The organism is Marivirga salinae, from assembly GCF_030503855.1.
GTDB classification, from domain to species: Bacteria; Bacteroidota; Bacteroidia; order Cytophagales; family Cyclobacteriaceae; genus Marivirga; species Marivirga salinarum.
The window spans coordinates 4,160,509-4,180,943 of the sequence record NZ_CP129971.1 but is presented as its reverse complement, the minus strand read 5'-3'; the positions used below and the strand labels follow the sequence as shown (position 1 = coordinate 4,180,943).

General features: G+C 34.1%; 17 protein-coding genes. 6 read left to right on the top strand and 11 right to left on the bottom strand.

Annotation, left to right across the window (positions count from 1 at the left end; all coding sequences use genetic code 11):
• The first annotated feature begins 50 nt into the window (after nucleotides 1-50).
• From QYS49_RS17565 to QYS49_RS17545, 5 genes are all read left to right on the top strand, one after another.
• Complete coding sequence (locus tag QYS49_RS17565; RefSeq protein ID WP_308349227.1) at nucleotides 51-809, top strand: YdcF family protein; 759 nt, start codon at nucleotides 51-53, stop codon at nucleotides 807-809.
• A gap of 140 nt (nucleotides 810-949) precedes the next feature.
• On the top strand, nucleotides 950-1,636 hold the full coding sequence (locus QYS49_RS17560) for an alpha/beta fold hydrolase (RefSeq protein WP_308349224.1): 687 nt from the start codon (nucleotides 950-952) through the stop codon (nucleotides 1,634-1,636).
• Nucleotides 1,637-2,096: 460 nt separating this feature from the next.
• On the top strand, nucleotides 2,097-4,265 hold the full coding sequence (locus QYS49_RS17555) for a hypothetical protein (RefSeq protein ID WP_308349222.1): 2,169 nt from the start codon (nucleotides 2,097-2,099) through the stop codon (nucleotides 4,263-4,265).
• A 252-nt stretch (nucleotides 4,266-4,517) separates the two neighbouring features.
• A complete protein-coding gene (locus QYS49_RS17550; protein WP_308349220.1) occupies nucleotides 4,518-5,108 on the top strand; it encodes a TetR/AcrR family transcriptional regulator in 591 nt (196 codons plus the stop codon).
• 47 nt (nucleotides 5,109-5,155) lie between these two features.
• Nucleotides 5,156-5,935 (top strand): alpha/beta fold hydrolase, encoded by a 780-nt coding sequence (locus tag QYS49_RS17545; RefSeq protein ID WP_308349219.1) that lies wholly within the window; start codon nucleotides 5,156-5,158, stop codon nucleotides 5,933-5,935.
• A 154-nt stretch (nucleotides 5,936-6,089) separates the two neighbouring features.
• Here the strand turns inward: QYS49_RS17545 and QYS49_RS17540 are convergent, their stop codons facing one another.
• From QYS49_RS17540 to QYS49_RS17525, 4 genes are all read right to left on the bottom strand, one after another.
• Complete coding sequence (locus QYS49_RS17540; RefSeq protein WP_308349217.1) at nucleotides 6,090-8,150, bottom strand: insulinase family protein; 2,061 nt, start codon at nucleotides 8,148-8,150, stop codon at nucleotides 6,090-6,092.
• Between the two features lie 27 nt (nucleotides 8,151-8,177).
• Nucleotides 8,178-9,506 (bottom strand): M16 family metallopeptidase, encoded by a 1,329-nt coding sequence (locus QYS49_RS17535; RefSeq protein WP_308349215.1) that lies wholly within the window; start codon nucleotides 9,504-9,506, stop codon nucleotides 8,178-8,180.
• A gap of 288 nt (nucleotides 9,507-9,794) precedes the next feature.
• Nucleotides 9,795-10,799: an adenosine kinase gene (locus tag QYS49_RS17530; protein ID WP_308349214.1), complete on the bottom strand. Its 1,005-nt coding sequence runs from the start codon at nucleotides 10,797-10,799 to the stop codon at nucleotides 9,795-9,797.
• 80 nt (nucleotides 10,800-10,879) lie between these two features.
• A complete protein-coding gene (locus QYS49_RS17525; protein ID WP_308349213.1) occupies nucleotides 10,880-11,776 on the bottom strand; it encodes a glycerophosphodiester phosphodiesterase family protein in 897 nt (298 codons plus the stop codon).
• A gap of 85 nt (nucleotides 11,777-11,861) precedes the next feature.
• Here QYS49_RS17525 and QYS49_RS17520 point away from each other — a divergent pair, with 85 nt between their 5' ends.
• On the top strand, nucleotides 11,862-13,259 hold the full coding sequence (locus QYS49_RS17520) for an MATE family efflux transporter (RefSeq protein ID WP_308349212.1): 1,398 nt from the start codon (nucleotides 11,862-11,864) through the stop codon (nucleotides 13,257-13,259).
• Nucleotides 13,260-13,362: 103 nt separating this feature from the next.
• Here QYS49_RS17520 and QYS49_RS17515 read toward each other — a convergent pair whose 3' ends face one another.
• The 7 genes from QYS49_RS17515 to QYS49_RS17485 all read right to left on the bottom strand — a co-directional run bounded on the left by QYS49_RS17515 (nucleotide 13,363) and on the right by QYS49_RS17485 (nucleotide 20,287).
• Entirely contained in the window at nucleotides 13,363-15,231 is a 1,869-nt protein-coding gene (locus QYS49_RS17515) for a tetratricopeptide repeat-containing sensor histidine kinase (RefSeq protein WP_308349211.1), read from the bottom strand.
• A 53-nt stretch (nucleotides 15,232-15,284) separates the two neighbouring features.
• Nucleotides 15,285-15,641, bottom strand: coding sequence for a DUF8788 domain-containing protein (locus tag QYS49_RS17510; RefSeq protein ID WP_308349209.1), 357 nt, complete (start codon nucleotides 15,639-15,641; stop codon nucleotides 15,285-15,287).
• Nucleotides 15,642-15,821: 180 nt separating this feature from the next.
• Nucleotides 15,822-17,150, bottom strand: coding sequence for an outer membrane beta-barrel protein (locus tag QYS49_RS17505; RefSeq protein ID WP_308349208.1), 1,329 nt, complete (start codon nucleotides 17,148-17,150; stop codon nucleotides 15,822-15,824).
• A 20-nt stretch (nucleotides 17,151-17,170) separates the two neighbouring features.
• On the bottom strand, nucleotides 17,171-17,836 hold the full coding sequence (locus QYS49_RS17500; protein ID WP_308349206.1) for a hypothetical protein: 666 nt from the start codon (nucleotides 17,834-17,836) through the stop codon (nucleotides 17,171-17,173).
• Nucleotides 17,823-18,401 (bottom strand): RNA polymerase sigma factor, encoded by a 579-nt coding sequence (locus QYS49_RS17495; protein WP_308349205.1) that lies wholly within the window; start codon nucleotides 18,399-18,401, stop codon nucleotides 17,823-17,825. Before QYS49_RS17495 ends, QYS49_RS17500 begins: the two co-directional genes overlap by 14 nt.
• 227 nt (nucleotides 18,402-18,628) lie before the next feature.
• On the bottom strand, nucleotides 18,629-19,459 hold the full coding sequence (locus QYS49_RS17490; RefSeq protein WP_308349203.1) for an alpha/beta hydrolase: 831 nt from the start codon (nucleotides 19,457-19,459) through the stop codon (nucleotides 18,629-18,631).
• Nucleotides 19,460-19,564: 105 nt separating this feature from the next.
• On the bottom strand, nucleotides 19,565-20,287 hold the full coding sequence (locus QYS49_RS17485; protein WP_308349202.1) for an NAD(P)-dependent oxidoreductase: 723 nt from the start codon (nucleotides 20,285-20,287) through the stop codon (nucleotides 19,565-19,567).
• Nucleotides 20,288-20,435 lie beyond the last annotated feature (148 nt).

The window sequence follows — 20,435 nt, the reverse complement described above, 5'->3', positions numbered from 1 at the left end:
AAAACTTTTTCAAGGTTTTAAACTTAGGAAAAGTTGGTAAATATTTAGATATGTTCTTCATCCTCTCTAAAACCATCAGCTATTTACTAATGCCGGCTACTCTAATTGGTTTAGCCTGGCTGGCATTTTTTATATTTAAAAAATGGAAATACAGAAAATACTTAGCTATTCTGGGCTTTATATTATTCATCATCTTCACTAATGATTTTTTGGCCAATTCCATTCTAAAAGCATGGCAAACAGAACCTGCCAAGCTTGAAACTATCAGAAGTCAAAAATTTACTTATGGAGTTCTATTGACAGGAATGACCAATACTCAAAAAGAACCAAAAGATAGAGTTTATTTTAATCACAATGCTGATAGACTCTTTCAGGCTATTATGCTCCATCAACAAGGAATTATTGATACACTTTATATCTCAGGAGGAGGAGCTACAGCTTTAAGGAAGGATCTGCAAGAGGCAAAAGTGCTTTCTTCCTATTTGGAATCTATTCAGTTTCCCACGGAGAAAGTCATCATAGAAGATCAATCCAGAAATACAGTTGAAAATGCTCGTTTCGCTAAGGATTTTATTAATTCTCAATCTGAAATTCTTTTAATTACCAGTGCTTCTCATATGCCGAGGGCAAAAGGGTGTTTTGAAAAGGAGAATTTTAAAGTGCAGGCTTATCCAACAGTGTTTCATACTAGTGATGAGATAATCAATCCTGCTATGTTTATTCCTTCTCAATCAGCTTTAATGAAATGGCATATTTTATTTAAAGAATGGATGGGCTATAGTGCATATTGGCTGGCGGGTTATTTATAATTTGGAGAATAAGGATTGAATGAAAGCATGCTAATGTTTGCTCCCGATCAGACAGTTCGCACCGTCTGATCCATAAAATGGATTGCAAATAAATTTGATCATTTAAAAAGTTATTATTTAAAACATTTGAAAGAGATAAAATGGCTAAAAAGAACCTTATACTTTTACATGGTGCATTGGGTAGCTCAAAATCATTTGATGCTTTAGTTCCGCAACTATCCGATGACTTCAACTTATTTATACCTGATTTTAATGGCCATGGAAGTAGATCGAAATCTGATTTCAGCTTCAATATGCAGGATTTAGTGAAGGACCTGGAAGATTTTCTGGTTAAGAAGGGTATTGATTCTTGCAGTGTATTTGGTTACAGTATGGGAGGATATGTAGCATTATCCTTAGCATTAAAAAAGCCAGAATATTTTGGTGGAATCATGACTTTAGGGACTAAACTAGACTGGAAAACACAGCAGGCAGAAAAGGAAAGTAAAATGTTAAATCCTGAAAAGATTCAGGAAAAAGTACCACAATTTTCCCAACATCTTAAAGCATTGCACGGAGAAAGTTGGATGAATTTATGTGATCAAACAGCTGAAATGATGTTGGATTTAGGAAAGAATCCAATTTTAAGTACAGATAATATTTCAACTATAGATTTGCCTATAAGATTAGGATTGGGAGATCAAGACAATATGGTAAGTCTTGATGAAACGATTGCTTTTTATAGAGCTTTAGTTCAAGGAGAATTACAAGTTTTTCCGAATTTTCCGCATCCGATTGAAAAGGTCGACCCTCAAATAATTGCTAATTCAATTAAGCAGTTTTTTTGATAAAACAGAAAATAGAATAGCTGATTAAACTCAAGCAGAAAAAGATTTATAATTTTATAGGCTATCATGATATTATGAGTTCCTATGTGTTTTATTGTCGATTTTGATTATAAGCTTATTACCTCAAACAAAGGAATAATATATACTTAATTTATTCCCCCATTACTTTTGCGAGTGCTTGTGAGTTTTACTTTTAAACCATCATAGATTGTGCCTTAATAGTGATTTTCTTAGTTGGAAATCAAAAAAATATTCATATTAAAACTATTTTAGATTTAGAAGTAGAATAACCAATAGAAGTATATGTTGATGACTCCCAATTAGTGGATATTTTGACGACTGTGAGGTTAATCATGGTTTTAAAATTAATTTGTCAGATTTATATAATTATTTTCTTATAAAATTATGGTTAGCAAATATTATTAGTTTATTTCGCAACTGCATTTAACTGTTATTTTATATGAAAAGAATTATTTACCTATCAATTTTTTTTGGAGTTGTCATTTTTTCTTCTTGCAAAGAAACCCCACCTATTGAACCTGACGTTAATAATATTACTGTTAATAATGATGTGAAGGACTCTCTAAATATTGCAGAACAGCTTGCTATGTTAAATAAAGCAGGTGAATTCTACAATGTTAATATGAAAATATTAGATGGTACTACCCCAATTGAAGGGGCGGAAGTTAAGCTTACTTCTTCATTGGATGGTGAACTAATAGAGTTAATAGAGGTATCCGATGCATCTGGGAATATCATTTTTGATGAAGTTACTGTAGGAGGTAACATTATAGAAATTAAAAAGGAAGGTTATTACTCTGCATTAGGGTTAATAGATTTCAAATTTGAGAGAGGATATAATTATGAAGTCATTGATGATGTAGTAGCACCAATCACCAAAAATGAATCTGCTATAATCCCACTTTACAATAAAGGAAACGGAACTAATACTGCCAAAATTAAAGGGAAAGTAAGTATTGAAACTGATTTAACCAATAGTACTACTGAGGTAGTGAAGAATCAATTGCTTAGAGCAGACTTCTCAGGGAACATTGTAAATGTTAGTGAAGGAATAAGTTTCAGCGAATATTCATTGAATGTTGAAGGTGGTTTGGGAGAAGCTTTTACAAACGAAGAAGGAGAGTATGAAATAACGATTCCAACTGGTAATGACGGTGTTAGTGTCAATTTGCTAATTCCGCAGTTGCGATTAAAGCAAAAGCTCGCATATTTTCCAACTGATTCGGAAGAACCGGTATTGGATTCTGTAATGACAACATTCGGGCACAATTCGATGGTTACCGATATTCCTTTCGTTAGAGGAGTTCAGGTAAATGTACCAGAGCCCGAAGCAGCAGGTCGAGGCTTTCAAATTAGTAATATTACCAAAGCGGGACGTCAAATGTTTGGAATTAATGGAGGTTACTATTCCTCATATAGAATCTTTTCATCAAATGAAAACCAGCAAAGAGATGAAATGGAATTTTTGTTTACACCAGGTTCAGGATATGAAACTATTCCCACTGTAGAGGTTTCAGATTCGACAGGTGAAGGAGCTGAATTGATAGTCTTGGGTGAGCATGCGATCCAATCCGTGACGCTTGATAGCAGTGCTCAGTATACAGCTAACAGATGGATTAACTTTAATATCCGTGCTTATTACAGCACTTCTTATGGTTCAGAGCATTACAATATTTTTTATGACAATATATATACAGATGCCAATGGAGAAATTACCCAAGAGAAGATAGATGAAACGCTGACCTTCGCCTTTGAAAATAGAGACTGGTTTGGAAATAATTATGGGTTTTATCATGGCTACCAAGTTGATAGTATTGTAGCTACCTTTTATGACAGTTATAATACTGAAGCCAAATCAAAAATCAATATATCTTATGATACAAGAATTGGAGGACTCCAAATAGAAAGTAACGGTGAAAATTATACAGATCCTTCTATTTCCTTTAAGGGCGGCAACCCTGAGGAGGCTGCGAATTTCGAAATGATTGAATTTAAGACTCGGTGGAATTTTGAGTTGGACAATAGTAATAATACTTCACCTTATGTAGCTATGCCAAGTATTGGTTTTGAGTATTTAGAGGAGAATGAATATATGACGTCCGATCGCTTAGTGGATGAAAATGGGGATGTGAAGGATCTTTCACAAGTTACAGAATCTGATGCTGGGGAGGTAGTGTTTGCAGATGGTGAAAATTACGCTACTTTCTTTTATTCAGTAGATGCACCTGTCAGTTTCATAACTGAACCAACACATAGCAAAGCGGAGTTATTTCTAGATGTGCTGAATGGACAGATAGGTGATTGGAATGTGTCTAACCTGAGTACCGGTAGAGGATATACTGAGAAGTTTACTGTTGAAGTGGTTCCAACATTTCCTGAGATATCAGGGAATGGAGCGGAAATTCAAATTCTAGGTGGTTCTATTAAAGGAGATGAATATATATGGGATGGTAATTATAACATTAAAAATAGAGGAGAAGGATATGTTCATAATGTAAATTATGCAGAGGAAAGGGCATTCAATATATCAGCTAATTTGAATAATTTATTCTTGAGACCTCAAGAAGAATTCATCGTTGAAATAGATTACGGTACCGGTAAGCGGTAGAAAATAGGTCAACTTGAATAGGGAAGGGAGCTTTTGAAGCTCCTTTTTTTATGTGTAAAATTTTCCTGAGCATCGTTTTGGCCAAAGTTTAAAAAGCATTCTTCATCCAAGGCAACAAAGAATATACTGAATAGGAAAAGCTGTAGTATCGGTTGGAAGTGTGAATTCTGCTAGTGAATAATTGTGATTCATGATTTTTAAGTTTATTAGAGTTACATTTGCTTTTTTAGGTACCGATCGGTATCTTTGTATATGCGAGATGCTGAAGCAACAAAAGAAAAGATTTTATCAACCGCAGCCGGATTGTTTAATGTTCAGGGTTTTAAGGCGACATCCTTAAAAGATATTACGGATGCAACGGGCTTAACTAAAGGGGCTATATACAGGCATTTCAATGATAAGGATAATTTGGAGGTATGTACTTACGATTTTATTTCCGCTAAATTACAAGCTAAATTAAGAGAGGCTATTAAGGATGGAAATACAGCTCCTGATAAATTGTTTGCAATTTGTGATTTTTTTAGAGCTTATATTCATAGTCCAATTATTGTAGGTGGTTGTCCTATCCTGAATGCAGGAGTAGAATCAGATGATACCAAACCAGGATTGAATTTGAAAGTAAAACAGTTGCTTGATGTTTTTCAAAAGTCATTGGAGCATATCGTTATAAAGGGGATGGAATACAATCAAATCAAATCTGAAACTCGTCCAGCACAATTTGCCTCAATTTTTATAGCTTCTCTTGAAGGTGGAGTACTACTAAGTAAGATTAGAAAAAACAGCAAGGATATGGAGTGGGTGATTGAAGATTTGCGAATTCGGATAAAAAATATTTCAAAATAAAAAAATTTGTTCAACAAGATACCTTTCGGTATCTAAAAAATGAAGTTATGAAGCAATTAGTATATCAATCAATAGGTTTTTATTTAGATACACTGAGCAATTTCAGCCCTAAGAAAACGGGGAAATTAGGGTTTAAATTAATGTGTAGACCTCAAAATACAGGTTTAAGGGCTCATCAAAAAGAATTTTTGAGTACGTCTACCCAATCAGATTATAATTTTAATGGAAATCGTATTAGAATTTACCAATGGGGGAGTGGTCCGAAGAAAATTTTATTTGTACATGGCTGGCAAAGTCATAGTTTCCGATGGAAAAAGTATATCGAATCTTTACCTAAAGATGAATTCACTTTAATTGCTTATGATGCACCAGGTCATGGGCAAAGTGGAGGGAATCAGTTTACAGTCCCTTTAAATGCATTTTTAATTGACGAATTAGTAAGTCATTTTAATGGTTTTGATACAATAGTAGCTCATTCAATTGGAAGTATGTCAGTTTTTTATGCTTTGGCTTATTATCAGATTAAGGATGTAAAACGGGTTGTATCATTAGCAGCTCCTAATAAAGCGGAGGAGTTTTTCAATTTCTTTGGAAATATTTTAAAACTGAAATCTCAAACTATGAACCAGATAGCCAATGAATTTCAGATGCAGGTTCGACATAAGATTGATGACATTAGTTTACCTCAATTTGCTAGTAAAGTAGATGTTCCAGGCATTATAATTCATGATGAAAATGATAAAGAAACTCCCTTTGAAAATGCTTTAAAATTGAAAGCTAAATGGAAGAACTCAAAATTGATTAAGAACGGAAGGCTTGGGTCATAACCTAAAATCTGATAAAGTAGTGGACTTGGTAATTCAATATATCGGAAGTGAAATTGTGGTTCAAAAAGAAGTCTCAGAGTTCTAAATTCAACATAAAAAAAGCCCGAAAGAAATAGGTTTCTTTCGGGCTTTTTTAAAATTAAACAATCAAATCTTAGTTAAAAGTATCTTCAGTGACTTCAATATTAAATTCAGCTGATTTTAACTCAGTGTTAAGTGGTCTCCCTTGAAATTTAACGTTTTTCTTAGGAACCATAATGCCATCTACGGCTTCGAAATCACTAAATTCTTCATATACTGTCACTTCGCCTTGTGGTCCTTGCTGTGTAGCAGAAGTTTTTACTTTTAATCCGCTTTCAGTATCAAAATAAGATTTTGTTACTTGACCAGAAGGAAGAGTAACCGAAACTACATAAGCATCCTTATCATTCACTGTTTCAATACCTGTAAGCTCGGTAGTAACTCCCATATCTGCATAGTGAAGTTCTGGGAATATAAAAGTGTTTGACTTAAGATTACTTTTAGCTTCATCAGGCAATGGAACTTCCTGACCTTGCTGAAAAGCTTTTACATCGTTATCATTAACTAATACTTTGCTCATTACCATAGGTCCCATACCTACTTCCTGTTTGAAATTATCGTTATCTTTTATTTCAGTAAAAGTTAGCGTTTGACCCTGCATGCTCATGGTGTAAACAGTTTTCATTGAAGTGATAGCTTCAATTTTATCTTTTCCACCCATAGCTTCAAAATAATTTTCAAAAACTTTATCAGCTGTTAAATCAGCAGGCAATGCAGTTTTATCTTTGGGATCATATTCATTTCCTTTTCTGTCGAAATATTTTACTTCACCAAATCTTTCTAAATTTTCAGCTATCTCTTCACCTTTACCCACTACCAATATATTAGCATTATTAGGTAAAATATATTTTTGAGCTGCTGCTTTTACATCTTCCAAAGTCACTGCTTCTAGATTTTTAAGGTAGTTAGCATAATAATCTTTAGGCAAATTGTAACGTGCAGTATTGATAGCAAATGAAGCTACAGTTTGCGGGCTTTCTAATGAACGTGCGAAACTTCCTGATATAGAAGCTTTAGCGGCATCTAGTTCATCCTGAGTTACACCGTCTTCATTGATCTTCATTAATTCAGCCATAAATTCGTTCACAGCGCTATCAGTTACTTCATTTCTCACACTAGCACTTGCATTAAAGCTTCCAACAAATTCATCAGCACTTAAAGAAGAGCGTGCACCATAAGTGAATGCTTTATCTTCTCTAAGATTTTGCATTAATCTTGAAGAAAAACCACCACCTAATATTTGGTTTAGTACTCTTGCGGTAATTACATCCTCACTTCCAATAGGAAGGTTAACTGGATATGTTACATTAACAACAGATTGAACTGAAGCTTCTCTATCGACCAATGCAACAAATGTTTCCTCTGGAGGAGTAGGCATTTTGTATTCAGTTGATGGAATTTCAGCTTTTTCCCAGTCAGAGAAATTCTTTGTAATTAATTTTTTAGCTTCCTTAGGAGTGATGTCTCCTACAATAGCTAAATAGCCAATATTTGGTCTGAAATAGGTGTTGTAATAATCTTTGATTTCAGCTAAAGTGATATTTTCTACTGATTCTTCCGTTTCAAATTCACCGTAAGGATGATTGTCACCATAAACTAATTTACCTCTTACATTTGAGGCAATAGCATTCGGATCATCTTTTGAAGCAGCTATACCTGATAAGGTTTGCTTTTTTAATTTTTCTAATTCATCCTCAGGAAATGCAGGGTTAAATAAAACATCTTTCATTAATTCCATCAATTTATCTTGATGTTTTGTCAATGAAGTAGCATACATTCCAGTAGAGTAGGTGTTAATATTGGCTCCTATGAAATCAATATCTTCATCTAATTCTGCTTTTGTGCGGTTTTCTGTTCCTTTCATTAACATTTGCCCTGCCATGCTTACATAGCCCGCTTTATCTCCTTCAAAAACAGGGTCACGATCAAAAGTTAAAGAAAATGCGACTCTTGGAAGCTTGTGATTTTCTACCACAAATACTTTCAATCCATTTTTTAAGGTGAAAGTGGTAGGCTGCCCTATATTTATTTCTTTGGCCGGTGTAGGTTCCGGAGCTGTTGTCCTATCTACCTGAGCAAATGCAACACTTGCAGCCAGAGCAAAAACGAAACTTATATATATCTTTTTAATCATCTTTTTTCAATTATTAAGTGAAACGACTTATTGGTTTTCTTGAGATTTTGGTAAGTAATACAATACCACTCTGTTGTCCTCCGTAAGATATTCATTAGCTACTCGCTTAATATCTTCCTTGGTCACTTTCATGTATCGATCAATCTCTTTGTTGATTAAATTTGCATCTCCATAGTATACATGGTAGTTGGCCAAACTTTCTGCTATTCCGGCCATTTTACTATTGCCAGAAATGAAGTCATTTTCCTTTTGGTTTCTGATTTTTTCAAATTCTCTGTCTGAAATTAATTCTTCCTGAACTTTCTTGATTTCAGCATCCATAGCATCTTCCAATTCCTTTAAATCACCGCCAATAGTGGGTAATCCGAAAAGTAAATACAAGCCTGGATCTTCTGAAGAAAATGGAATTGCAGCTACTTGCAATGCTTTTTGTTGTTCATCTACCAATGATTTATACATTCTAGCGGACTGACCACCGGAAAGAGCAGTACTTAACATTTCTAAAGCATAAGAATCTTCTGTTCCTTGTGCTGGCATATGATAAGCCTGAATTACAGCAGGAAGTTGGATGTTATCATAAATAGTATCACGAACCTCTTCTTTTTGCTCAGGCTCAACGATATCAGGTCTTGGGATTTCCTTTCCACCTCTTGGAATAGGACCGAAATAATCTTTAATTAATTTTTTTGCCTCATCTATCTCGATGTCGCCAGCAATAGATAAAGTAGCGTTTTCAGGAACATAGAAAGTCTCATAAAAATCAACGAATTCATCTAAAGAAGCAGCGTTTAAGTGTTCTAAAGAACCAATTGGCGTCCACCTATAAGGATGCTCAGTATAAGCTCTTTTCATGATTTCTGGTAAGATCGTTCCATATGGCTGGTTATCATACCTTTGCCTTTTCTCTTCTTTTACCACCTCACGCTGCGTCTCTACTCCAATTTCTTGGATTTGAGCATGCATCAATCTTTCAGACTCTAACCAAAGACCTAATTTTAATTGGTTTGAAGGTAATACTTCATAATAATAAGTTCTGTCATTTGAGGTGTTGGCATTATTTACACCACCTGCATTGGTGATGTATTTGTCAAATTGACCTCTTTCAATATTTTTTGAACCTTCAAATAATAAATGCTCAAAGAAATGAGCGAAACCTGTACGTTCAGGATTTTCATTTTTTGAACCTACATGGTACATCACAGATACAACCACAATTGGTGTAGAATTGTCTTGATGCAAAATTACATGCATTCCATTATCTAAGTCGAATTCTGTAAATTCGATCTCTTTTTTTTGTGCTATTGAGCCAAAAGCCATCAATAAACACAAAGACCCGATTATAAGTCTTTTCATCATAAGTCGATTGTTTTAGTTTGAACTATTGTAATAAATTATGTGCGAATATAGTATAAATATTACATCCGTATAAAAGAATACTCCTAAATTTTGGAGATGGTTTTTGTACAGGATAGGAGGGGGAATTCTGGTTTATATTGAGGTAAATAAAAAAGCCTCCAGAATTTCTTCTAAAGGCTTTATGTCACGATTCAAATATAAAAATTTAAGAATCAAGAAAATGTCCCCATCCATATTGAATGACTGTTAACCTCAATTCCTAATTGTTAATTCGTATATACTAATTAATTACTCTACTTTCCATTTATTCAAAATTTCTTTAGCATCTGGCCAAGTTAATCTCGGGCCAAATTGAGTCACTATTTTTGAACTTGCCAGAGAAGCTAATTTTCCTGCATCCGCATAACTATGACCGTTGGTAATAGCATATAAAAACGCACCTGCAAACATATCTCCTGCGCCATTGGTGTCCACTGCTTTAACTTGATAAGGTTCTATGTCGATAAAAGTGTCTCCGTCATAAATGATAGCTCCGTTTTTACCTTGAGTAATTGCAAATCTCTTCGCTACTTTTTTCAATTCTTCTCGAATACTATCAGTATCATTTTCTCCTGTGAAAAGGGCTGCTTCTTCTTCATTACAGAATAATAAATCTACGCTAGCGCCTACTACAGATTCCATTTGCTCTTTGAAATACTTAACCATAGCAGGATCAGAAAATGTTAAGGCTGTTTTTACCCCATTCTCTTCTGCTATTTTCTTGGCTTTTTTCATAGCGGCTAAGCCACTTTCAGAAGTCACTAAATAACCTTCCAAATACAAATATTTTGAATCTTTCAAAGCATATTCATGAATCTCCTTTTCAGAAAAATCAGCCGTTATACCTAAGAAAGTATTCATAGTACGCTCAGCATCAGGGGTCGTCATTACCAAAACTTTCCCTGTTGTACCAACTGGAGCTGTTTCAGGAGTTAAAACAGTATCAATACCATTTGCTTTTAAATCATTTAAAAAGAAAGTGCCTTCTAAGTCATTAGCTACTTTGCAAGAATAAAATCCTTTGGCGCCAAATTGACTGGCAGCAACCAAAGTGTTGGCAGCTGAACCTCCGCCTTGCATATGTTCTTCTGTGATTTTCATGGAATTAAGCAATTCTGCTTGACGCTCTTCTTCCACTAAGGTCATCACTCCTTTTTCTACTTTATTTTCAAGTACAAATTCTTCTGAAACTTCTGTGATAATATCTACTAGGGCATTTCCAATTCCGTAGACATCATATTTTTTGTTGGACATAGTTGTTAATTAATAATTAGTAATTATGAATTAGTAATTAGGCTTAAATAACCACTAATTCTTAAAATGAGAAGGCAAAATTAAGGATTATTGCGGAATTTGTCCGCTAATTCAGGATAATCTGTGATGATGCCATCTACACCTATTTTAAGTAATCTTGAAGCATCTTTTTCCTCGTTTACAGTCCACGGGATAATTTTTACTCCTTTTTCATGAAGTGCTGTCACCATATTTTTATCTACCAATTGATGGTACGGACTGTAAATTGCTGGAGTAAAGCCTAATTCTTCAAATTGCTGTTCCCATGCTCCGCTTTTATAAACAAGTGCGGCTAAAGGAACTTTAGGGTAGGTTTTGTGAAAGTGCTTCAATACATCAAAATCAAAAGATTGTATGTTCCATTTCTCTTTAGGATACTCCATAAATAATACCTTAAAAACCAGATTATTGAATTTCTTGATCTTAGGGTGGTATTCATTTTGCATGCCATCTTCATACTTGATTTCCACATTCATATAAGGGAGTTCTTTCCCCTCTTTTTCACAATATTCAATCGTTTTTTTGATAATATCATACAGCAATGGCTTTGGAGAGCTTACTGTTTTTTGATGCGGGAAATCAGGATTTTTGATACTTCCACAATCACATTTTTTTAAATCCTCATAGGTCATTTTATAGATGTTCCATTCTTTTTCTTCTGCTTCACTGATTGGATTTCCGGCAGTATCTAAGCAAATTTTATGATTCAAAAATGGTTCATGAGAAAGCACAACTTTTTCATCTTGGGTAATGACTACATCCATTTCTAAAGTAGTCATATTTTGGTCTATTGCATATTGAAATGCTGCCCAAGTATTTTCAGGGTAAACTCCTCTGGCTCCTCTGTGACCTTGCCAATCTATGTTTTCGTAGGTTCCAGGGGTTTGGTTGCATGCTAAAGTCATAAGTATCAAGCAAAAAAGAAGTAGATTTTTCATTTTGTTCATCAATTTAAAATAAGATACAGCAATTTAATTAGTTAAAATTAACTCATTATTAAATTTTTGCGTAATTCGCATTTAAATGCTCCAAAGAATTCGCAAATATGTCTTGTTCCTTCAATATGCTATAAAAGGCACTAATGAAGATCTGACTAATATAAAAATTAGTCGTGCGATTATTCTATTGTCAGTTCCCATGGTTTTGGAAATGGTGATGGAATCACTTTTTGCGGTAGTAGATGTGTTTTTTGTAGCGCAAGTCAGCACAAATGCTGTGGCTACAGTAGGTTTAACAGAATCTGTAATCACTATTGTTTATTCTTTGGGAATAGGCTTAAGTATGGCAGCAACTGCTATGGTTGCCAGAAGAATTGGAGAGAAAAAGAAAAAGGAAGCTTCTCATACCGCTGTTCAAGCCATTATTTTAACATTGGCGGTTTCTTTAGTCTTAAGTGTTGCAGGATTTATCTATGGTGAGGATGTTCTGCGATTAATGGGCGGTGAAGAAGAACTGATACAAGAAGGCAAGTGGTACACTAAAATTTTATTTGCAAGCAATGGTACTATCATGTTGCTATTTTTGATCAATGGGATATTCCGAGGAGCCGGAAATGCTTCTATTGCCATGCGGGCTTTATGGATTAGTAATATTCTAAATATGTTGCTCGATCCACTTTTTATCTTTGGCTGGGGGCCAGTTCCGGCAATGGGCGTTACAGGCGCAGCAGTGGCAACAGCTATCGGTAGAAGTATAGGCGTTTTATATCAAGTCTATCATTTATTAAAAGGAACAGGCGTAATCAGCGTTTCCTTTCAACATATCAAACCTGACTTTTCTGTTCTTACTCGGATAGTAAAGATTGCTTCGGGTGGTGTTGGGCAGTTCTTAATTGAATCCGCTAGCTGGATATTTTTGGTTAGGATTATTTCAAATTTCGGTAGTGAAGTTTTGGCTGGTTATACCATTGCCTTGAGGATTATAATATTCACTATTCTCCCTTCCTTTGGAATAAGCAATGCTGCAGCCACTTTGGTTGGGCAAAATTTAGGTGCTAAACTTCCCGATAGAGCAGAGAAATCTGTATGGCTTGCAGCACGCTATAATGTGGCTTTCCTCTTTACCGTTTCTTTGATTTTTTATGTTTTTTCAAACGAAATTGTAGGAATTTTTACTGATGTGGCAGCTGTAAAGAAAGAAGCTATTAAAGCAGTTCGCTATATATGTTTTGGTTACATTTTCTTTGCGTACGGAATGGTATTAAGCCATGCATTTAATGGAGCAGGGGATACTAAGACCCCAACCGTCATCAATTTTGTATGTTTCTGGCTTTTCCAAATCCCACTAGCCTATTTCATGGCCCATAATTTAGGCTTAGGTTCAGATGGCGTTTATCTTGGGATTGTTTTTGCTTTTGCACTTTTAGCGATAATTTCAATTATCTGGTTCAAAAGAGGGAAATGGAAATTGACTGAGGTTTAAAGGCAATGATTTAATTCTAAATTGAAATAGCAGTAATGAAAGATTCTTATTTCAAGCTAATATTAATCTCTGTCAGTTCCTTGCTAGCTACCAGATTAGGGGCCTATTGAATTTGATTGTAATCTGGCAAATAAACAGTAAAAGTAGTGCCTTTGTATATTTTGCTTTCAATTTCTAGTTTGCCCTTATTCATTTGAGTAAATTCTTTGACTAATTGAAGTCCTAATCCAATTCCTTTTTCTCCTTTAGTGCCTTGGCTTCTTTCAAAGTGGTCTTCCGCTAAAAGCATATCTATTTTTTCTTGGGACATTCCCATGCCAGTGTCTTTAACTCTTATAGCTATGAATCCATCTTTTTTCTCTGCACTAAGTTCAATCGATCCACCATCCTCAGTAAATTTTAAAGCATTACTCACCAGATTTCTTAAAATAGTTTTAACACTATTTTCATCTGCCCAAATTGCCAAATCAGGTGTTACTTCAGATTTCAACTTGATTTTTTTATTCTCTGCCGTATTAAAGAATAAATCAATTAATTCCGATGTTAGTGGATGAACGTATAATTTTTCTGGATAATAGGGGATGCTTCCTTGTTGTGTAACAGACCAATCAAGCAAATTGGTTAATAAATTCGACATATTGTTAATGGTCTTATTTAAAACCTGGTGGATATCCAATAAATCTTTTTTGTCCTCCTTTTCAATGCTCAATTTCATAATGGCAGATAATCCTTTGAAGGAATTCACAGGCCCCATTAAATCATGGGCAATAATAGAAAGGAATTTCTCACGGGTTTCATTAATGCTTTCCAATTGATCTCTTTGTGCCTCAATTTCTTCTTTCTGTTCCTGAAGTTTTGAGTTTAACTTTTGTCTGCTTCTGCTGTTGCGGTAATATAAAATAGTTAAAATACCCAAAAGCAAAATGATAATAGCCATGGAAGCAGAAATGATATATTGATTTTTTTGTTCTGTTTTTAATAGCTGAATCTCAGTTTCCCGTTGATTGACCTCATATTCGGTTCTCATATCCGCTATTTCCCGTATTTTTTCTTCACTATTAATGCTGTCTCGGTAAGCTAAATACTGACTTTGATGAAAATAGGCTTTTTGATAATTATTTCGGGCATCATATAATTCGGATAATTTAAGGTTGGCATCGCGAATTTGCTCTTTTAATGAATGTTCTTTAGAAACTTTTAGACTATGTTGAGCATATTCTATAGCCCGTTCTAAATCATTATTTTCTTTGTAAATATCAGCTATGTAGAGGTCATAAATGGCTATAGGATAAAAATCACCCATGTCTCTTAAGATGACAGTAGCTAAATCCATTTTGTTTTTGGCAATTCTGTGTTCCCCTTTTAGGGCATGCACCATTCCCATATTGCCCAGATTGTAGGCGGTGCCTATTAAATACTCTACCTCTTGAAATATCTTGCCTGATTCTTCAAAGTAAAGAAGAGCAGAATCTAATTTTCCTGTATTCACAAATCCGTCTCCTGCATTCAATAAAGCAGTAGCCAATGTGATGGAATCTTGCTCTTGTCGTAAAATTTTAATTGCTCTGCTGTAATAATGCGAAGAGTTTTTATAGTCTTCATTTACAGCATAAACAGCCGCAAGTGCTACATAAGAACCTCCAATTCCAGCTTGATAATTGGCTTTTTCAGCTGCTTTTACAGCTTTAAATAAAGAATTTATTGCTTCTTTGTAATTTCCTTTTTCCCTTAAAGCCTGCCCTTTCTGAAGATGTCCTCTATAAAGATAAAGAGAACTTTGAAGTGATTCAGAGAGTTGTATTAATTTTTCAGCATATTCAAGAGCTTTATTTGGATTTCTTTCATTTGTCGAAATCTGACGTAATAACTCTAGTCTTATTGTATCCTTTTGCCTGTAATTTGTTAGTACCCCCTTTAGACTATCAGCTACATTTTGATTTTGTCCAAGTATTGAAGTTAGAAATAAAAACATCAATACTAAGAATAGTATTGATGTTTTTATAATCTTTCTATATGAGAGATACACTAGTTATTCACTTTTAGTATAGGGTCATCCATAAAGGGTTCATCCCCAATTTTATACCCAATACTATAAGATTCTGTGCCTGTTGCGTCTGGGCTTACAGTTCCTGTCCAATCAGAAGCTGGATCATTTGGATTTACGGGCGCAGGATCCACTGAAAAAATATCTTGGCTATCAGGTTTTGCAGTAATTCCCGTGATTTGGTCTATTCCTCCATTGGGAACTAGCTTCCAGGTAACCGTATCGCCAGGTTTTACATTGGTAGTGATATTATCTTTACCGGAATGACCTTCATTATCTGTTAGGTACAATTGATTGTTACCTTCTTGTTTACTGATGTTGATGATTTCTGTTGACATAAATGGGTGATTATGATTTTAATTAAAATTCAATATACAATCTTTAATTATTAGTATATATATTATTCGATAGAAAGTTTTATAGTATAGATGTAACAACATTTAATATAGATTCAAGACAAAAAAAAACAGTGCAAATCGAAATTTACACTGTATTTAATCTATTATCTTAGATATCTTTTAGAAGATCACCCCAAAAGATATAGCTCTTAGAGGATAGTCAGCTTCTGGTCCTCTATCTTCTATGAAAATTGGACTCAAGTCGTAAGTAGCGAATAAATCTACTCCTTTCCATCCCACTTGAGCTTTAATGCCATATTTCCAGTTATTGATATGGAAATTGTTTTTTACAACATCCTTGCCTTTATCATCATATTTGAATTTTGATTTACTCGCAATTCTGTAACTTCCAAACGGACCTGCACCAATTCTGAATGCATTGCTACTTTTTCCGAAGTGGAACATAGGAACTACATTTAAATTCAAATAGGTGATATTCAATTTACTTCTAGTTGGGCTAATGTCAGGTCTCTCTAAATCATTATCAAATAATTCTACTTTTTCCGGACCTTTGATAAACTGATAGTTATTGTCAGCTAGGGCGAAATTGTTCCATAATAATCCCAGTTGGAAATTGAACTTTACATATGGGCTAACTGATATTTTATGATTAGAGTGAATACCATAAGTCCAAGAAGTTAAAGGATCCAAAGTAAAATTTTTGTTGTCAGTATCTGGAAATTGATTGTTCGAATTCAAGTAGTTGTTCAAGCCCATTGAAAAATCAATATCATGATCATGCTTAACTAATCGATCTCTATCTTTTTCAATTACTTTTTCCTCATTGAAAGCGGTATCAAAACCATCTTTAAAACCGTTTCTAAATTCACTTTTCCAATCATTATCTGAGTCATCATCATTGTTCTCGAAAATTTTTCCCATTTGAAAATGAGCATCTGCATTAGCAGAATAATCTCTGATAAAGCCTATGCCAGATTCAGGCATATTGGTAGTAGAAGCAGTTCCTGAATATCCATCATTGCAATCTACTTTCAAGGTAATGGCTTCTATCTTTCCATTAATAATTTGAAGATTTTCATATGCTATGTCAATCCCTCTTTTAGAGGCATCTTCTTTAATTTTATCTAATTCTGCCCTAGAAGTGGTTTCAAAAATTTGGACTACATAACGATCGTTACTTTTAGTGCTCAGTTCACTTAAGTAATAGTAATCTCCTGATTGCTTAATCAAATAAGTTACATTTTCTCCTGAAATGAGCACTTCTTCATTCTGTAAATCACCTGCATTCTCTGAAATACTTTCTACTATTTTTTTCAAATTGAAAGCTTTCACTTCTTCCTTATCTTGAATATTGTTCAAGATAATTTTTACCATTTCACCATTAGCTTGGATCACTTTTAGAGTATCCGAGCTCCAACCGCTTGCACTAGCCAAATGACTCATAAGGCCTAGGCAAAAAATCATTGATATTTTTATTATATTTTTCATCTCTGTCTTTTTTTAATTTATTAATTGTTATCCTTTCGGTTAAATTGAAGTGCAGAGGCAAATAATTCGTTTTTTGCACTTCTCAAATCCGCTAAACTGAATTCACTGGCCAGTGATTTAAGCTTGTTGTTACTCTTTACTATTAAATTCTCTTCTTTTTTCGTATCCGCATAAGCATAATGAATTTCAACAATCACTATGTTTTCATGCTTTTGTGGAGATAGTCTTAATTCTGGAATTAGATCAATATTAATGTCTGACTCAAAACCACTAACTTTTTCAATAGAAGCCATTCTACTATAGTCCTCTTCCACTAGCTTAGCTGGAGAAGATTCTTGAGCTGGTTTTGAAAACATATTCTTTTTCGTAGGAACTGTTTTTTGAACCTGTTCTTCTTTTTCAATTTCAGGCTTTGCTATCATGTCATTTCCTGAAAAGCTTAACTGTGAATTATTTAATTCAATTTTTGCCAAGCCTTGCTCTTCTGTCTGATTAAAATTATATACCAATCCGAATGATAAAACTAAAAGTATGCTAACACTTGCGGCTATCATCCAAGGGAATTCCTTTTTTTGCTTTTTCCCTTTCATTTGGGCTTGCACTTTGGCAAAAGCATCGGCTGAAACTGGCTCGCTATGGCGATTCAATTTTTGCTTGAATAATTGATCTATTTTATGAGTTTCCATGACTTATTACTATTTCTTGTTCCATTTCTGTTAAGCGTTTTTGCAAGTAAACCCTTGCTCTGCTTAACTGTGATTTGGAAGTGTTTTCATTAATTTTTAACTGTTCGGCTATCTCCTTATGAGAAAAACCTTCAATGGCGTAGAGGTTAAAAACCGTTCTATAGCCCACCGGTAATTCCGCTATCAATTGCATTAAATCTTCCGTTTGCAAGTGATCTTCCATGGCATCTAAATTTGGTAAATGATGTGCTTCTTCAATATCAATGTTGAGTTGCATGTTCTTATGCTTCCTCAGATATTGTAAAGATTCATTCACCATGATGCGTTTCATCCAGCCTTCAAAATTTCCTTCTCCCGTGTACTGTTCAATTCGCTCGAAGATTTTTGTGAAAGCGATTATCATTACACCCTCTGCTTCCAGAACGTCTTTTACGTACCGTCTGCAAAGGCTTAGCATCCTGCCGGAGTATTTGTCAAACAAGGCTCGCTGGGCACTTGCTTTTTGCTTAATGCATCCTGCTATTAAGTCTTCTTCCGTTTTAGATTTGTTGATAAACACTTTCATTATTGCTGGTTACATCTTCAAGATGCAGTTGAGTTCCCAACGGTTGCGTGGGGTTGTAAAGTTTTTTGAAATTTAGTGAAATTCTTTGTAAGATATGCGTTTAAATGCAGGAATAGCGATATCTGAAAATTATTGAAACCACCACAACAGATAAAAAAGATTAAAAAAAGAAATCATAACAGAAATTTATTCAAGAATATATCCTTCATTATCTATTTCTTTTTTTTTTATTCTTGTTTATTCTCCATTAACAAATTTATTCCTTTCATGAAACTTGGAAGAAATAGAGAATTGTGTGTTTCTTTTTCGTATAAATAATAATTAAGATTGATACTTTCTATTTTTTTTAGTTCATCTATTAGAGCTTCAATTTTTTGTTTATGAAAGCTAGGTTTTGGCTGGTAGGTTATCAAAATATTTACAGCACCATCTTTTTTGATTCCGTTTTTAATAACTTCAACTGCCTCTCCATTACTATACCAAATGGATGGGTCATACAAGTGAAGTGTGCTAAAAGGATGATTCATAGACAAAATATAAGCGCCAAAATATCCGCCCATTGAATGTCCTACGAGTGTGTTATTTCCATTAGTAGCGTAAATTGAATCTATTGAAGGTATCAATTCTTGTGTTAAATAGTTATAAAAATTATGACCTCCCCCAGAATTAGAACTGTTATACCAAGTTGAATCTACACTTTCACCATCATATTCAGTTCTGGATTGGCTAAAGGATAGATCGTAATTTCTTTTGTAATCAATATTCATATGCGGTATCCCTACTATTATATGCTTTTCAATCTTTTGATTTGCAGAGAAATCGAACTCAATATTTCTGATTAAATCAAATCTCCATTCAGCATCAAACACATACATTACATTATAATTTACAGTTTCAGAATAGTTTAAAGGAAGACTTACCCAATATTCTCTATTTTCTTGTAAGAATTTCGAATCTATCTTATGCTTTGTGAAATTGAAAATTGAGCTATCTGTTTGGGCAAATGACTTGTAGTTTATTGAGAAGAATAGAAAAAGTATAAATAGTTGAGATCGCATTTTGTAGTTTTAATTTTTTTTGAATCACAAAGCTAAACTTTCAAAGTAGTAGCTATAGTAGTTGTCAACAATTTTTTGGTATTATTGAAATAGTATGTTTTTGAATTATTCATTATAAATCACAGGCATCTGTCCTTTCCATTCATTCCATAAATCATCATCTAAAATTAATTGAGCCATAAAATGAGCAACATTAATCCTGCTTGTTTCACCTGGATTGAAAATGGCACTTCGAATAGGGGAAGGGTGAAGACTGTAATCCGTGACCGATTTTTCATTGATTAGAGCATCAGGTCGAACAGCTACCCATTCGATATTAGAGTCTTTTTGATCAACCTTAATTCGAAGAAAATCAGCTGCTTTTTCATTATCAGCTTGTGGAGGAACAAGTAATCGAATCAGAGCAATAACAATTTTCTGAGCAGTGGAAATGGGTTCATTGATATCTCTATTTTGATTTCCAACTGTATTCATCAAAACAAATTTTACAGCTTGTTCAGGATTATTTTTTGAAATGGCATCGCAAATAAGTTGAACAGCATCTGCCACCAATTTACGTGGCTTTCCGAAAATGCCTTTAAAAGTTAAATTATGTCCTAAGCAGGAAGCAAAGGAATCGCAATCTGAAATGATTTCATTCATTTCATCTACTTTCATTTCTGAAATATTTCCATGGATTATCTGAACTAGCTCATTTTGATGCCAAAATTCAGGGATTTTGGCCGTAGGACGTACAATTATCTTAACTTCTTTTCTGGCAGCTAAGAATTGCTCTACTAAATGTTTTCCAGTGGTACCGCTTGCTCCCACTATTAAAGTTTTCATCATGGTTTAAGGTTTTAATCAAGTAAACGAAAGTATTTAATTTTTTTTGATAAAAGAAAATTGATAGAAATAAGGGGCTGCTATTGCCTAATTTGATTCTTCATTAAAAAAAACAGCTAGTCCTACTTTGTCATATAACACAATCATCGCT